This is a genomic window from Streptomyces sp. x-19 (assembly GCF_046549115.1).
Taxonomy (GTDB): Bacteria; Actinomycetota; Actinomycetes; order Streptomycetales; family Streptomycetaceae; genus Streptomyces; species Streptomyces albulus_C.
In genome coordinates this window covers 42,213-57,202 of record NZ_JAJPWK010000004.1, presented here as the reverse complement: position 1 = coordinate 57,202, position 14,990 = coordinate 42,213, and the positions used below count along the sequence as shown (strand labels likewise).

Sequence of the window (14,990 nt, the reverse complement as noted above, 5' to 3'; positions counted from 1 at the left end):
CGGCGCCGGGAAGCCGGCCCCGCCCGTCCGGAAGGGCGCCCATGCACACTGACACCGTTTCCCCCGACGAGCTCGACAAGGCCGCCGCCGGCCTGCCCGTGCAGGTGTGGAACGCGCCGACGGCGGCCGAGCTCTACGGACAGACCCTCAACCTCGTCTGCCGGACCCGCGGCGGTCGCACGGCGGGCGCCTGGGTGGTCCCCCTGGACGACGACGGAACGGCCGCCCGCCGTCCCTTCCGACTCCTGCCCTACGCCTCACCGTGGGTGGACCCGGAACTGCACCCCGTCGACCGCCACCGGGCGGTCCTGTCGATGACCCAGGCACTCATGGACCGGGTGGAGTCGGCGGAGATCCCGATGGACCCGCGCTTCGGAGAGGCGGCCGCCCTGGCCGAGGCGGGGGCCGAACTCCTCTGCCGGCACACCCGCGTCCTGGAACTGCACGCCGACCGCGACCCCCGCACGGGGTACGTGGCCACCGCCCGGAACCACATCCGGGCCGCGGCCCGGGAGCACACCGTGCGGACCGCCCCGCTCGACGCGTTCGACTTCTCCCGCGCGGTCGTCGGCCAACCGCCGGACGCCGTCGCCGCGCGGCGCAGGTCCGGGCTGCGCGTCGGCGGTGTCGAACCGGCGCTGTGCCTCGCCGCGACGGACCCCGAAGGGACCTGCCGGGGCCAGGTGTTCGTCCTGCTCTGCGACGGCGCCGCGGTCCTCATGCACTCGTGGTTCGACCGGGCGGGCGCCCGCGGGGTGCCGAGCCTGCTGGTGGACGAGGCGATCGCGTGGGCGGGCCGACAGCCCGGCACCGACGTGTTCGACTTTGAGGGCAGTGTGCTGCCCGGCGTCGACCGCTTCATGACCGGGTTCGGCGCCCGTGCCTGCGCCTACCCGCAACTGCGCTGGCGCCGCTCGACCGAACCGGGCGCGGGAGCGGGGGAGTTCGGATGACCGCCACCGACCGGCCGACCGAACCCTACCCCGGCACCGACCCGCCCGGGGCGGCCCCCGCGGCACGGCACCGCCCCACGCCGGCCCGGGCCGCACCGCCCCCCGGGCCGGTCCACGACCTCAGGATCGTCGACCTCGACGCCCTCACCCCGGCCCAGGAAGGCGCCTGGACGACGGCGTACCGGCGGCACGGCACACGGTTGCAGCAGTCCCCGGGGTACGCCCGCGCGGTGCGCGCCGCCGGTCATCGGGTCGTCGTCGCCCTCGCGCCCGACGGCATCGCCGCCTTCACCGACGAGGGCGCGGTGCTCACGGCGGTCTGCGACGACGAGCCCGTGCTGACCGAGCACGGCCAGGCGGAGCGCCTCGCCCGTCTGGTGACGGCCGTCCACCGGGCCACCGGAGCGTCCGTCTACCTGCCCCTGGTGGCCGCGGACCACGCCGAGTCCTGCGCCCGCGCCGGGTGCACGGTCTGGCCCCGCCCGCCCAACTCCCTGATCGACTGGTCCCGCGACGGCGCCGACCTGTGGGAACGCGCCCTGGCGCGTGGCTCCTCCCAACTGCGCCGGAAACGACGCCTGGTGGAGCGCGACGGCCTGACGCTACGGCCCGGGACGTCCGGGGCGGGAGCCTTCGCGCACGTCCTCGCGGTCGACGACCGCTCGTGGAAGGCCCGTCAGGGACAGAGCATGCGGCTGCGCGGCGGACAGGACGCGCTCTACGGACGCCTGGTCGACACCGGCGAGGTCACGGCCGCCCTGCTCCTCGACGGCGAGCGGCCGGTCGCCTTCCGCCTGGACGCCCGGGTCGGGGACCGGCTGACGAGCCTGAAGTGGTCCTACGACGAGGATTACCGGCGCTACTCGCCCGGGCTGTACCTGCTGACGGAGGGACTGCGGCAGGAGTGGGCGGACCGCGGGGTGCGCACGGTGGACCTGCACGGCAGCCCCGACGCGCTGAAGGACCTGCTCCACAGCGAACGCGTGCCGCGGGCCGACGTGTGGTGCGGCGCCGCGGACCGGGCCGCCCTCCGGGCACGTGAGCGCGCGGACCTGGACGCCCGGGTGGCCCGCGCCCACGAGACGGGGAAGGGGCTGCGCCATGCCTTCGACTGACCCGGTGGTGGACGCCGCGGTCCGGGACCTGCTGGACCGTTGGGGGCAGCCCGCCGCGGCGTTCTGCGCCTCCGGCGGCACGGCGCTGGAAGCGGCCCTGGAAGTGCTGGAGGTGGGCGCGGGCGCCGAGGTCGTGGTGCCCGACGTCGGCTGCCACTCCGTCGCCGCGGCCGTCGTCCGTGTCGGCGCGGTGCCGGTGTTCGTCGGCGTCGGCGAGGGCTTGACCCTGCACCCGCCGGACGTGGCGGCGGCGTGCTCCGCACGGACCCGCGCGGTCATCGCGGTGCACCAGTACGGGCTGCCGTGCGACGTGCCCGGCATCGTCGCGGCCGTCCCGCGCGGCGTGGCGGTCATCGAGGACGTGGCCCAGACCTGGGGCTCGACGATCCGGGGCGTGCCGGCCGGCTCCACCGGCACGCTCACCGTCACCTCGTTCGGGCCGTCCAAACCGGTGGCGCTGGGGGCCGGCGGTGCGCTCCTCGGCCCGGCCGACCTGGTGTCCGGTGCCGTCGCGCGGGGCGACACGTCGGACCGGCACCGGCCGCGTCCCCCGTCCCCCGCGCGCTTCCCGACGCCCCTGTACCCCCTGCTCCCGGCCGCCGTCGCCGAGGCGGACCGCCAACTCGCCAGTCGTAGGGCGGCGGTTGAGCGCTTCACCGGTGGTGACTTGGCCAGGCACTTCCGCCTTCCCGGCCTGCTGCCCGGCTCCAGCGCCGCTTGGACCCGCGTGCCGCTCTACCCGGCGCGGTCGGCGACGCCCCACCACCTCGCGCAGCTGACGGACGCCCTGGGGGACGCCCAACGGATGCATCCGCGCCCGCCGTCCGCCCTGCCGATGTTCCGGGGCCGGGACACCCGCGTGGTGACCGGCACCCGGCGCCCCGTGGAACCCCTTCTCGTCAAGATTGGACGACCCTCATGACGGTGATCAATCCGCACCAGTTCTTCGACCTGTCGCGGGAGGACCAGCAGTCCCTCACCCACTTCCGGGCCACCCTCGCCGACGGCCAGCTCTTCCGCTACGTCGAGGGGGACCGCGAGTCCGCGAACACGCTCGTCGAACGCCACTTCGCCGGGTACTTCCGCAAGGAGGCCGCCACCGCGGTGTCCAACGGCACCGTCGGACTGCGCCTGGCGCTGCGGGCCCTGGGCATCGGCCCCGGCGACCGCGTCCTGGTCAGCGCCTACTCCTTCATCGCCTGCGCGATGGCGGTCTCCGCGGTGGGGGCGGTGCCCGTCCCCCTGGACATGGACACCGCCCTCACCCTCGACACGACCGCACTGGAATCGCCGGACGAACCGGTCGCCGCGGTGATGGTCGTCCACGTGCAGGGGCACGCCGTGCCGGCGGGGCGGCTGCGGGAACTCTGCGACCGGTTGGGCGTCCCGCTGATCGAGGACGTCTGCCAGGCACTCGGGGCGTCGTCCGCGGACGGTCGGGCCGGCGAGCTCGCCGACGTCGCCGTCACCAGCTTCCAACAGTCCAAGCAGATCTCCTCAGGCGAGGGCGGACTGGTCGCCGGTGGCGCCGAGGTCGTGGAGCGGGTGTACCGGATGGCGGACCTGGGCGCCGTCCGGCACGACGGCGGCCTGCCCGACTGGGACGACGAACGGGCCCTGGTCGGGGACAACCTGCGGATGACCGAACTCCAGGCGGCCCTGGTGATGGACCAGGCCCTGACGCTCCATCAGACGCTGGCCCGGCAGCGGGGCCTGCGCAGCAGCCTGCGGGAGCAACTCGGCTCCGACACACCGGTCCTGGACAGTTCGCGCCCGGAAGCGGACGCGGCGTCACACACCCTGTTCGTGGCCCGCAGCACCGCCGACGCCGCGGAGTTCTGCACCGGGCTCGCGGCCCGCGGCGTCCTCGCCCGCGTGGTCTGGAAGAAGACCTACCCTGAGTACGGATTGTTCCGGCGCGTGCTGCCGAGCGCACCACACCCGTGGCCGAAGAAGGCAGAGGCGCTGGCGCCCAGGATCCTCAGCGTTCCGACCTCGAAATACCTGACGGATGCAGCCGTTTCCCAGGTGGCCGAGGCCGTCGTGGCGCACCGACACCATCTCGTCCAGGAAAGGTAACCACCCCATGAACCGCATCGCGCTGCTGCTGCGCGGTCTGCCCGGCTCCGGCAAGACCACCACCGCCGCCCTGCTGCGGGACTCCCTGGTCCCCGCCGTCCGGATCTCCAACGACTCCGTCCGGTACATGGCCCGGCCCCGGGACTTCAGCGACTTCACCCTCGTGGCCTCCGAACTCGGCTGCCTCGACCTGGCCCTGTCCTACCTCGACAGCGGCTTCACCCCCGTGATCGACGGCGTCTTCGAGGACGTGGACTTCCTGGCCGCCCAGGAACTGCGCTTCCAACGGAAGGGCATGCGCCTGGTGACGATCACCCTGGACGGCACGCTGACCGACCTGCTGGACCGCAACAACGCCCGCGACCCGCTGGCGCGCATGGACGAGGACCGGGTCCGCGAGCTGCACCAGCAGTTCCGCCCCGCCGGCCTGCTGCTCGGCATCCACGACAAGCAACCAGAGGAGGTCGCGGACGACGTCCTGGACCTCCTCGAACTCACCGCGCAGGAAGCCGGGACCGAGCCCGAGCCCACCGAGGACGTGGACGTGCTGTTCCTTCGGCACGGCGCCCCGGACTACCCGAGCGACACCTACCCCGACCCGTACGCGATGGGACTGTCCGCCCGCGGACGCGACGAGGCGCGGTCGGCCCGGGGAGCCGTCGAACGGTTCGCACCCGACGCGGTGTACGCCTCCGACTTCCTGCGCGCCCGGGAAACGGCCGCGCTGGTCACCGCCGCACTCGACGTCGAGGTGCAGCAGGAAGCCGCCCTGCGCGAACGCGTCTTCCACGGCTTCGCCGGCGTCGACCTGGACGACGTGCGACGACGCCTCGGCCCCGAAGCCGACCGGGCCCTGACCGGCAACAGCGACCTGTGCACGGTCGACGGCGAGGAGAGCTACGAACAGGCCCGCGACCGGGTCCTGGAGTTCTTCGCCACCCTGGCCACCCGCCACCCCGGCCGGCGCGTGCTGGTGGTGGGGCACGGTGGACCGCACCACTGGCTGCTGGAGCGGGCCTTGGGCGCGGACCTGCGCGGAGTGCGCGCGCTGCGCTGGGAAACCGGTCACTTCTCGCGCTTCCGGATCGGCCCGGACGGGGTCTCGGTGGACTTCGTCAACCGCTCGCCCGAGGACGTCGCCCGCAGCCCGCAGCCCGCCAAGGAGGCCCCATGACCCTGCGCTCACCGCTCGTCGGCGGGCGGGCCCGGGTGGCGGTGGTGGCCACGCCCTTCGGCTTCGGGCCCTCCTCGAAGGCGTACAGCATCGGCCAGGTGCTGGCCCGGGACCACCATCTGGACGTGGCGTACTACGGCACCGACTCCGCGCTCGACTTCTTCGCCGCGCAACCGGACGCCCCCGCCCGCCCGTTGGACGACCCACCGCCGGGACAGGACCCAGCGGCCCTGCGGTCCGCGGACGCCGTGGTCAACGTGCTGGCCCCCGAGCTGATCGGCACGGACCGCCTGGCCGCCCGCACGTACTACGTGGACAGCCTCGGCTTCATGTGGACGGCGGCCGACGTGCCGCCGGACAGCCCGCTCCACCGGGTCCGCGCCTACCTCGCGCAGGACCTCTTCGGCAGCGTCGCCCACCTGGCCCGGCTCGGCCTGCGCGACGTGATCCCGGTCTCCGGGATCGTCGCCCGGCCCCCCGCCGCGCCGCCGACGGTCCCCGCCCCGGCGGGCCCGCCCGGAGGCACCGCCGCCCGGGCCCCGGGCCGCCCCCGGATGCTGGTGCAGCTCGGCGGCCTCGGCAACCCGGCCGGACACACCTCCGGCCGGGTGTACCTGGCACTGGTGGAGCGGCTGCTGGCCGCCGTGCGGAACGACTCGGCCGTCGAGATGACCGCCGCCATGAACCACGCCAACGGTGCGTTCACCCTGCGGGCCGGGGTGCCGGTGCGGCAGCTGTCCGCCGCGGACTTCCACACGGCCCTGGGGCGGTGCGACGTGGTACTCAGTTCCCCCGGGATGACCACCCTCGTAGAGGTCTCCCGAGCCGGCCGGCCCTACGTCCCGCTGCCCCCACAGAACTGGAGCCAAGTCCTCATCTGCCGACACCTGTCCGCCCGCTCGGCCCACGACCTGTGGCCGTTCCTCACCGCGCCCTACGACGGCATCGCCGAGGGGGCACCCGAGGCGGCGAAGGCCGTCGCCGTCCAAGAGGTCAACCGACGGCTCGGCCGCGACGACGGATACGCGGCGCGTTACGCACGACTGGCCCGGCACGCGGTGGGAAACCCCGAGACGCCGGACCTGGGAGCCCCCTTCGACGGGGCGCACGAGGTGGCCGCGGTCGTGGCCGCAGACCTGGCCGCTCGCCGCAGCGCGGTCGAGCCGACGACGGAGGCAACAGCGTCATGACCGAACCGACCACGGCACGCACCCGATCCGCCCTCCTCACCACTCTGCACTCGCTCGCCGACGAGGTCGACGGGGCACGGAAGTGGAGCCAGACCTCCCGGGCCATGGCACCGGCGCGCGTCGCCACGGTGTTCGGCTCGGCCCGCGCCGAACGGGACGAGCCGGCCTACCAGATGGCCAGGGAACTGGGCGCCGCCCTCGCCGCCCGGCGCTGGACGACCGTGACCGGCGGCGGCCCCGGGATCATGCAGGCCGTCCGGGACGGCAGCGGCACCACGCTGTCCCGTGCGGTGCGCATCGAGATCCCCGGCGAAGTGCCCGACACGGTGCTCGACGAGGACCGTTCGCTCACCGTCGGCACCTTCGCGCTGCGCAAGCTGCTCCTCACCCACGACATCGACGCGCTGTTCGTCTTCCCCGGCGGGGTGGGCACGTTCGACGAGCTCTTCGAGGTCCTGGTCCACCACGACACCGACCGTCTCGGCCGCTTCCCCGTGGTGCTCGTCCAACCCGAAGGCACCGGCCTGTGGCAGGCGTTCGTGCAGTTCGTCCAGGCACACCTGGTGGACGCCGGGCTCGCCAGTCCCACGGTGGTCAAGGAACTCGTCGTCGCCGAGTCGGTGGAGGCGGCGCTGGCGGCCGTGGGGGCGCACCCACCGGCCACCGTCCCGCAGCCCGGGACCGCCACCGCGCCGGACGCCACCGCAGCCCTCGGCACGGAACGGCGGACGGCATGACCGAGCACGCCCGGCCGCCGGCCACCGAGCACCGCCCCGTCGACGTCAGCGTCATCATCCCCGCCTACAACGCGCGCGCCACGCTGGAGGCGTGCCTGCTGTCACTGACGCACCAACGACCGCAAGGAAACGGGTCGTTCGAGGTGCTCGTCATCGACGACGGCTCCACGGACGGCACCGGCCCGATGGTCGACTCCTTCGCCTCCCGCCTGGACCTGCGCTACGTCCACGAGCCCCGCACCCCGGCATCGGGACGTGCCCGGGCGCGCAACATCGGACTGGCCCTGGCCACCGGCAGCCTGGTCGTGACGCTCGACGCCGACCAGGTCGTGGGCCCCGACTTCCTGGCGGAGCACGTCCGCGCGCACGGCACCGCCGACGACCTGCTGGTCGTCGGCCGGCGCCACCAACTGGGGGAGGGCACGTTCGACCTGGCGTGCCTGGCCCGCGGGTTCAGCCTCGGAGCGCTGCCGGAGGTGGTGCGCGGCGACGAACGCGAACCGGTCTTCGCGGCGCTGGGCGGCGAGCTGAGCGACCTGCGCACCGCCTGGCACTACCTGTGGACCTGCAACGCCTCGGTGCGGCGCGACCGACTGGCCGCGGTCGGGGGCTTCGACGAGGAGTTCCACGGCTGGGGCCTGGAGGACGCCGAGTTGGGGTACCGGCTCGTTCAGGACGGCGTCCGGATGCGCTACAGCACCCGTGCCGCCGTCTACCACGAACACCGCTCCCCGGTCTCCGCGTCCATGTACCGCGAATGGCGTGCGAACCTCGCCCACTTCGCCCGCAAGCACCCCGACCCCGTGGTCCGGCTCCAGGAGATGTTCGCGCCCGCCATCGATCCGGCCGCACCGGCGGCGGAGGCGTGGGTGGACACCGCCGTGCGGTTCGAGCACCGCGCCCGGGCGCTGGCCGGCGTCCCGCAGCCGGCCCACCACGGGTGAGCCACCCGCGCCCCTTCCCGCCGACGTCCTGAGAGGCTGCGTCACCCACCATGCACACCCCACCGGAACCGAGGGCCGGGAGCGGCGCGCCGCGCTCCGTGCGACGGCTCGTGTACCTGCCCACCAACCGCCCCTTCGAGGCGGCTTTCCGCTCCGTCGCCGCCGAGGTCGCGGCGCTACCCGAGGCGGCGCGCCAGCAGGTGACGATGCTGGTGGTGGACGACTGCCCGCCGGCGGTCTCCCGGGCCAACCGCCAGGTCGCCGAGGAGGCCGCCGCGACCGCCGGCATCCCGGTGCACGTGTTGGGCGCGGACGGTTGGACCCGCTTCGTCCACGACCTCCTCGCGACCGCCGCGCTCCCGCCGGCCGAACGCACCGTGGCGGAAGGCGCCCTGTGCAAGCCGACCGGTTCCTACGGCGCCGGCCCCAACAAGGCCGCACTGGTCGCCGCGTACCTGGGCGCGCGGACCCTGCACCGGCGCGACAGCGACCAGGTGACCCACGTCGACCCCGCTTCCGGCGCCTCCCCGCTGCGGATCGAGGCGGAACTGCTCGACGGGGGCGCCGCGGCCGGCAGCAAGGGCGCGTACTGCGTCGGCTCGTCCCTCACCGGCCGCCCCACCCGCGACCGCCGCGACCTGCTGGACCGCTCCGAGGAGTTCGTCGACCGCATCGACGCCCTGAGCCGGCTCTCCCCGGCCGAGACCCGGGTGGCCCGGGCCGCGGCCCCGGTCCGGCCCGAAGAGGTCGTCGCGCACGGCGGGGTGCCGGCCCGCCGCGACCACACCGGCGTCGTGGAGATGGGCATCGCCGCCCTGCGCCGCGTCCACGAGTGGATCCCGGAGATGCCCGCGGTCGGGGTGCTGGGCAGCGACTACTTCCAAAAGGGACTGCTCTACCAGCTCGAACTGCCCGTCTGGCACCACGACCTGACCGCCGACCACCACTACGAGCCATGGCGGGCGGAGCAGAGCAGCGCCGCACACCTCGGCTGGTACGCCCGCGCCGAACTGCGCTACGCCGTCCTGCGCAAGCACTGGAACGCCTTCAACGAGGCCCTGATGACCCAGCGCGACCTGCTGCTGCCCGACGGGCAGCACTTCGACTCGGCGGCGTACGCGGAGTTCCTCCTCGACACCGTGGAGCGCGGCGCGGAGCGCACGGCGGCCATCCCGTCCGCGTTCGTCGAGATCTACCGCGAGGCGGCCGCCGCCGCGTCGGGCGACGTCCGGAGCCGCCTCGACGTCCGCGTCGCGGCCCTGGAGGAGGCGGCGGACACGACCGGGCAGTACGTGGCCGACGCCGTGCGGGAGTTCGCGGCGCTGACCCGCAGTTGGCCCGCACTGGTGGCGGCGGCGGGCCGGCTCGGCGTCGACGGCGACCTCGGACGGTATGCCTGACCCGCGGGGTCCGCCCGTCCGCCCCACCCCGAAAACGTTGTGGAAGAGCGCTGCGGCCCGCCAAGGAAGCCGCACTCACGGACTGACAAGGAGATCACCATGTGCGGCATCGGCGGCATCCTGCTGAAACGACGCCCTTCCGTCGACCACCGGGCCATGGCCGTGCCGCTCGGTGCATCCCTGGCCCACCGGGGCCGGGACGGAACGGGAGCCTTCAGCGACGACTGGATCTCCCTGCACTCCGCCCGGCACGCCGTCATCGCCGTCGACGACGCCTGCCAGCCGCTCTTCGACTGCGAGCGCGCGCTGGTGATGGTGGGCAACGGCGAGGTGCTCAACTACCGGGAGCTCAGCCACCGGCTGCCCGCCGACCGGCGCCGCCGGATGCCCCCCGGCGACCTCCAGGTGGCCCTGGAACTCTGCGCCGAGCGCGGCACCGCGGCCTTCGAGGACCTGCGCGGGCCGTTCGCGCTGGCCGTGTGGGACTCCACCGCCCACGAACTGACCCTGGTCCGCGACCGGCTCGGCGAACGCCCCCTCTACTACTACGACTCGCCCGACCTGTTCGCCTTCGCCTCGGAGCTGCGCTGCCTCACCGCGTGCCTACGCGGCGAAACCCTCCGCCTCGACCCGGCCAACGCCCTGGCATTCCTGGGCCTGGGCCGCCTCCCGGGGGACCGGACGCTGTACCAGGACATCCGGTCCGTGCCGGCGGGCGGCGTGCTCCGGATCGTCCCCGGCGCCGCCGGCCCGCGCGCGGCGGCCCCGCTCACCCCGGTGTCCGGCCTGCGGGCCGCCCCCGCCGACGAGACCGAGATCGGCCGACTCATCGACCAGGCGCACCGCCGCGCCCTGGTCGCGGACCGCCCGGTCGCGGTGGGGTTCTCCGGGGGCATCGACTCCTCCGCGGTGCTCAAGGCCGCACTGGAGCACGCGGAGCCCGCGGCGGCCGTCACGGTGTTCTCGGCCCGCTGCCCCGACGAGGACGAGAACCTGCGTCGGGCCCGCGCCCTGGCGCGGAAGTTCGGCGTCGACCTGCACGAGGTGCCGTTCCGCATCCCGTCGCTCGACGCCACCGTGGACCTGCTGAACGACACCCTCGACGCACCCGCCGCGGAGCCGCTGGTGCTGCACAACGACGCCCTGCACCGCGCCGCGCGGGAGCACTCCGCCGTGCTCCTGGGCGGCCACGGCGCGGACGAGGTGTTCGGAGGCTATGTCCGCTACGCCGCGCTGCGCGCGGACGCGGTGGGCGCCACCACCGAGGAGTGGATGGCCATGTCGCTGTGGGAACGCTGGAACCGCACCGCCGGCTGGCACAAGTTCGTGACGGACTTCGGCAGCGACGCCGTCGCACCCCGCACCGCGGCGCTCGGCGACGTCCTGGACCGCCCGTTCCCCTACTCGACGGCCGAGCACCGCGACCCGGTGCTGTTCGGGCAGGCCCTCGACCTGTTCCGGCTGATGACCTACGACAACTTCCGCGCGACGGACGAGAACGGGATCGCCCGCGGCGTGGAGGTCCGCTCGCCGTTCTTCGACATCGACCTGGTGGCGGGCGTCTTCAGTCTGCCGGCGGAGCGGCGCATCCGCCCGGACGCGCCCAAGCACCTGCTCCGCGGCGTCTTCCGCGGCACGCCGCTGGCCGGGGAGTTCACCGAGCGCAAGGTCGGCTTCGACGACCACTTCTCGTACTCGGACTGGATGACGGACAATTGGGCCGACTTCTCCGCCGTCATCGTCGACGGCCCGCTGACCGACCTCGGGATCCTGCGCGACGGGGCCCTCGCCGACCTGGAGAAGTTCGACTGGCGGCTGCTGTGGCGCCTGTTCAGCCTCTCCACGTGGCTGGAGCGGGAGGGCCGCCCGCCGGTCGCCGGGCGTTGAGGGAGCGCCGGGACCCTCCCGCCGCGGACGGTCAGCCGTTCGGCAGGATCACCGCACGACCGTCGATCAGCCCGGCGTGCAGCCGCTCGTAGGCCAGCGGCGCGTCGTCCAGGGAGAAGGTCTCGGTGTGGACGGAGACCGCACCGGAGCGGGCCAGCGCCAACACCTCCAGCAACTCGCCCCGGCTTCCCCAGTACGGTGCGCTGACCGACACCTCGAAGGGCAGGTGACCGAAGCCGACCGGCAGGGCGGCGCCGCCGATGCCGACCAGGCTGACGTCGGCCTCGATGGCGGCTACCGCCGCGGCCGTGGCCACGGTGGGCGCCGCCCCGACGAAGTCGAACACGGCCTGCGCGCCGATCCCGCCGGTGAGTTCGCGCACCGCGTCCGCGGCCCCGGAGTCGGACCGGACCGCCTCGTGGGCGCCCATCTCGCGAGCCAGCCGCAGCTTGTCGTCGCTCACGTCGAGGGCGACGACGCGGGCCGGGGTCAGGGCGCGCAGCAGTTGGATCGCGACGTGCCCGAGGCCACCGGCGCCGATGACCACCGCCGTGGAGCCGGGCGTCAGCTTGGGCAGCGACCGCTTGATCGCGTGGTACGGGGTCAGCCCCGCGTCCGTGAGCGGTACGGCGGCGACCGGATCGAGTCCGTCGAGCGGCACCAGGTGCCGAGAGTCGTCCACCACCAGGTACTCGGCGATGGCTCCGGGCGCGCCCAGGCCGGGCGGACGGATGCCGAGTGCGTCGGCGCGCAGGCAGTAGTTCTCCTTGCCCTCCGCGCACTTGGCGCAGGTTCCGCACCCCCACGGGCCGTACACGGCGACGGCGTCGCCCTCCTGCACCGCGGTGACGCCCGGGCCGAGCGCGGCGACCGTGCCGACGCCCTCGTGGCCCAGGGTGAGCGGGAGCGGGTAGGGGAAGCCCTCGGCGGGGCGGTTCATGACGGCGAAGTCGGAGTGGCACACGCCGGCGGCGGTGACCTTGAGCAGCACCTGGCCGGGGCCGGGCGTCGGATCGGGAACGTGCACGACCTCGGGCGGAGCGCCGATGGTGCGGTACTGGAGGGCCTTCATGGCGGGGTTCTCTCCTGCGTGGTGGTGTGGGGGAGGGGCGGGGCGGAACGGGCGCTCGCCCAGGGGTGCCCGCACCGCTACGGGAAGTCGGCCGGCCGGCCGCCGCCGGCGGCCTCGTGGGCCAGGGCGTCGTAGGCGCGCTCCACCAGGGCGGCGAGGTCGTTCGCGGGCGGCTCGCCGGCGTCCGCGGCATGGGCCCAGATGCGCAGGGCGGCGCTGAGGACGCCGGCGGACGCCTCGACGACCACGGCCGGGCGCACGTCGTGCTCGTCGGTGCCGAGGCGGGCCGCGAGGATCCGGATCGATTCCCGGTGCGCGTCGACCCGGATACGTTCGTACGCGGCGAAGAGCGCCGGCTCGCGGTCCACCAGGGCGAGCAGGCGCCGCGTCTTGGGCTGGAGGTGCCAGCCGGGGCTCTGCTCGTCGGCGAGCCAGGCGCCGACGGCCCTGCGGTAGGCCAGTAGCGGCGGTTCGGCGGCGGGGCGGATGCGCAGCAGGGCGTTGATGCGGTCGCCGTCGCCCCGGACGAAGTCGAGGGCGGCGTCCTCCTTGCCGGCGAAGTGCCGGCTGAAGGTGCGCCGCGTGACGTCGGCGCGCTCCGCGATCGCCTCGACCGTCGTGTCGGCGAGGCCGCGCTGAAGGATCAGGTCGAGTGCCGCGGTGGCCAGTGCCCTGCGGGTCCGTCGTTCCCTGCGCCGCCGGCGGTCCTCGGCGGGGGCGCCGGCGGCGTCCGGGGAAGGTTCCGGCACCGTCACGTTTGCCACGGTACACCCGTTGTGTCCCATCGGGACATGTGTCCCATCGGGACACTCTGGGATGAGGCGGCGCGGCACCCGGCGCCGCGCTACGCCTGCGTCCGCCGGGCCCGGGCTTCCAGGTAGCGCTGTTCGGCGAGGCTGGCGGTGGACTTCGCGGCGCGCCGGTAGTGCGCGTGCGCGCCGGCCGTGTCGCCGGTCTTCTCCAGCAGGTGGGCCCGCACGGACAGCAGCCGGTGGTGCCCGGCCATCCGCGCGTCGTCGTCCAACGTGGCCAGCAGGGCCAGACCGGCCCGCGGGCCCTCGGTTTCGGCGAGTGCGATCGCGCGGTTGAGGGTGACCATGGGGTTGGGCGCGATCCGTTCCAGGATCAGGTAGAGCGCGTGTACCTGCGGCCAGTTGGTCTCGTCGGCGGTCGCCGCGGCGGCGTGCGTGGCGGCGATGGCGGCCTGGAGTTGGTACGGCCCGAGTGCCGGGCCGGCGAGCGACGCCTTGACCAGCTCCAGCCCCTCGTCGATCAACGCCCGGTCCCAGGCCCCGCGGTCCTGCTCGTCCAGCGGCACCAGGTCACCGGCCGGCGTCGTCCGGGCCTCCCGGCGGGCGTGGGTCAGCAGCATCAGCGCGAGCAGCCCGGTCACCTCGCCGTCGTCGGGCAGCTGCGCGTGCACCGTCCTGACCAGGCGGATCGCCTCGTGCGCGAGGTCGGCGCGGTGCAGCTCGCTGCCCGAGGAGGCCGTGTAGCCCTCGTTGAAGATCAGGTAGAGCACGTGCAGGACGACCCGCAGCCGCTCCTCGCGCTCCGCGCCCTCCGGCAGGACGAACGCGCTGCCGGCCGCCTTGATGCGCTGCTTGGCCCGGCTGATCCTGGCCGCCATCGTGGCCTCCGGCACCAGGAAGGCCCGGGCGATCTCGGCGGTGGTCAGGCCGCCGACCGCGCGCAGCGTCAGGGCGGTCTGGGAGGCGGCGGTCAGCGTCGGGTGGCAGCACAGGAACAGCAGCACCAGCGAGTCGTCGGTGTCCGGCACGTCCTCGGGCACCACTTCGGTGGCCGTCGCCGACTCGCGCTCGCGACGGGCGCGGTCGCTGCGCAACTGGTCGATGAGGCGCCGGGAGGCGACGGTCACCAGCCAGCCGCGCGGGTGGGCCGGCACGCCGTCGGCCGGCCACTGCACGGTGGCGGCGAGCACCGCCTCCTGCACGGCGTCCTCGCACCCCTCGAACTGGCCGTACCGACGTACCAACGTGCCGAGGACCTGCGGCGCGAGCGCACGCAGCAGGTCCTCGAAGTCGTGTGCTGTCATGCCTCCAATTGTCCGTCGGCGAACATCACCTGCCGCACCTCGACCCCCAGCCCCGCGACCGCGGTGTCCGGGATCTGCGCGGCCAGCTCGATCGCCCGCTCCTTGTCCTCGCAGTCGATCAGGTAGAAGCCACCCAGGTACTCCTTGGACTCCAGGAAGGGGCCGTCGGTCACCACCGGCTGGCCGTTGCGCACGGACACCACCACCGCCTGCGAGGGGTCGACCAGCGCCTGCGTGGTGATCAGTTCGCCGGACTCCTTCAGGGCCGCGATGAACCGGCCGTGGCCTTCGCCGATCGCCGCCTTCTCCTCGTCGGTCAACGCGTCCAGCACGGCCGGGTTGATGTGCATGCTGATCAGGAACTGCATGTCGTACTCCTCGTA

The 14,990-nt window shown here is 74.2% G+C and carries 14 protein-coding genes; 10 read left to right on the top strand and 4 right to left on the bottom strand.

Annotation, left to right across the window (positions count from 1 at the left end):
• Positions 1–41 precede the first annotated feature (41 nt).
• The 10 genes from ACLJT4_RS12775 (at position 42) to ACLJT4_RS12730 (ending at position 11,479) form a co-directional block, all read left to right on the top strand.
• Positions 42–953, top strand: coding sequence for a hypothetical protein (locus ACLJT4_RS12775; RefSeq protein WP_411122418.1), 912 nt, complete (start codon positions 42–44; stop codon positions 951–953).
• The gene (locus ACLJT4_RS12770; RefSeq protein ID WP_411122417.1) at positions 950–2,068 is read left to right on the top strand and encodes a GNAT family N-acetyltransferase; all 1,119 of its coding nucleotides are present in this window, start codon (positions 950–952) and stop codon (positions 2,066–2,068) included. The genes ACLJT4_RS12775 and ACLJT4_RS12770 overlap by 4 nt, the downstream gene beginning before the upstream one ends.
• Positions 2,055–2,990 carry a DegT/DnrJ/EryC1/StrS family aminotransferase gene (locus ACLJT4_RS12765; RefSeq protein WP_411122416.1) on the top strand — a complete coding sequence of 312 codons (936 nt, stop codon included), beginning with the start codon at positions 2,055–2,057 and terminating at the stop codon, positions 2,988–2,990. Before ACLJT4_RS12770 ends, ACLJT4_RS12765 begins: the two co-directional genes overlap by 14 nt.
• The gene (locus tag ACLJT4_RS12760) at positions 2,987–4,147 is read left to right on the top strand and encodes an aminotransferase class I/II-fold pyridoxal phosphate-dependent enzyme (protein WP_411122415.1); all 1,161 of its coding nucleotides are present in this window, start codon (positions 2,987–2,989) and stop codon (positions 4,145–4,147) included. The genes ACLJT4_RS12765 and ACLJT4_RS12760 overlap by 4 nt, the downstream gene beginning before the upstream one ends.
• A 7-nt stretch (positions 4,148–4,154) precedes the next feature.
• On the top strand, positions 4,155–5,321 hold the full coding sequence (locus ACLJT4_RS12755; RefSeq protein WP_411122414.1) for a histidine phosphatase family protein: 1,167 nt from the start codon (positions 4,155–4,157) through the stop codon (positions 5,319–5,321).
• On the top strand, positions 5,318–6,511 hold the full coding sequence (locus ACLJT4_RS12750; protein WP_411122413.1) for a hypothetical protein: 1,194 nt from the start codon (positions 5,318–5,320) through the stop codon (positions 6,509–6,511). Before ACLJT4_RS12755 ends, ACLJT4_RS12750 begins: the two co-directional genes overlap by 4 nt.
• Positions 6,508–7,248: a TIGR00730 family Rossman fold protein gene (locus tag ACLJT4_RS12745; protein WP_411122412.1), complete on the top strand. Its 741-nt coding sequence runs from the start codon at positions 6,508–6,510 to the stop codon at positions 7,246–7,248. Before ACLJT4_RS12750 ends, ACLJT4_RS12745 begins: the two co-directional genes overlap by 4 nt.
• The gene (locus ACLJT4_RS12740) at positions 7,245–8,192 is read left to right on the top strand and encodes a glycosyltransferase family 2 protein (protein WP_411122411.1); all 948 of its coding nucleotides are present in this window, start codon (positions 7,245–7,247) and stop codon (positions 8,190–8,192) included. Before ACLJT4_RS12745 ends, ACLJT4_RS12740 begins: the two co-directional genes overlap by 4 nt.
• 98 nt (positions 8,193–8,290) lie before the next feature.
• Positions 8,291–9,592, top strand: a complete 1,302-nt coding sequence (locus ACLJT4_RS12735) for a DUF6271 family protein (RefSeq protein ID WP_411122410.1) — start codon at positions 8,291–8,293, stop codon at positions 9,590–9,592.
• A 99-nt stretch (positions 9,593–9,691) separates the two neighbouring features.
• The gene (locus ACLJT4_RS12730; RefSeq protein WP_411122409.1) at positions 9,692–11,479 is read left to right on the top strand and encodes an asparagine synthetase B family protein; all 1,788 of its coding nucleotides are present in this window, start codon (positions 9,692–9,694) and stop codon (positions 11,477–11,479) included.
• Between the two features lie 31 nt (positions 11,480–11,510).
• Here the strand turns inward: ACLJT4_RS12730 and ACLJT4_RS12725 are convergent, their stop codons facing one another.
• The 4 genes from ACLJT4_RS12725 to ACLJT4_RS12710 form a co-directional block, all read right to left on the bottom strand.
• Entirely contained in the window at positions 11,511–12,551 is a 1,041-nt protein-coding gene (locus ACLJT4_RS12725; protein ID WP_411122408.1) for an NAD(P)-dependent alcohol dehydrogenase, read from the bottom strand.
• A 77-nt stretch (positions 12,552–12,628) separates the two neighbouring features.
• Entirely contained in the window at positions 12,629–13,306 is a 678-nt protein-coding gene (locus tag ACLJT4_RS12720; RefSeq protein WP_411122407.1) for a TetR/AcrR family transcriptional regulator, read from the bottom strand.
• Positions 13,307–13,395: 89 nt separating this feature from the next.
• The gene (locus tag ACLJT4_RS12715) at positions 13,396–14,607 is read right to left on the bottom strand and encodes an RNA polymerase sigma factor (protein ID WP_411122406.1); all 1,212 of its coding nucleotides are present in this window, start codon (positions 14,605–14,607) and stop codon (positions 13,396–13,398) included.
• Positions 14,604–14,975, bottom strand: coding sequence for a YciI family protein (locus tag ACLJT4_RS12710; protein ID WP_411122405.1), 372 nt, complete (start codon positions 14,973–14,975; stop codon positions 14,604–14,606). The genes ACLJT4_RS12715 and ACLJT4_RS12710 overlap by 4 nt, the downstream gene beginning before the upstream one ends.
• Positions 14,976–14,990: the final 15 nt, after the last annotated feature.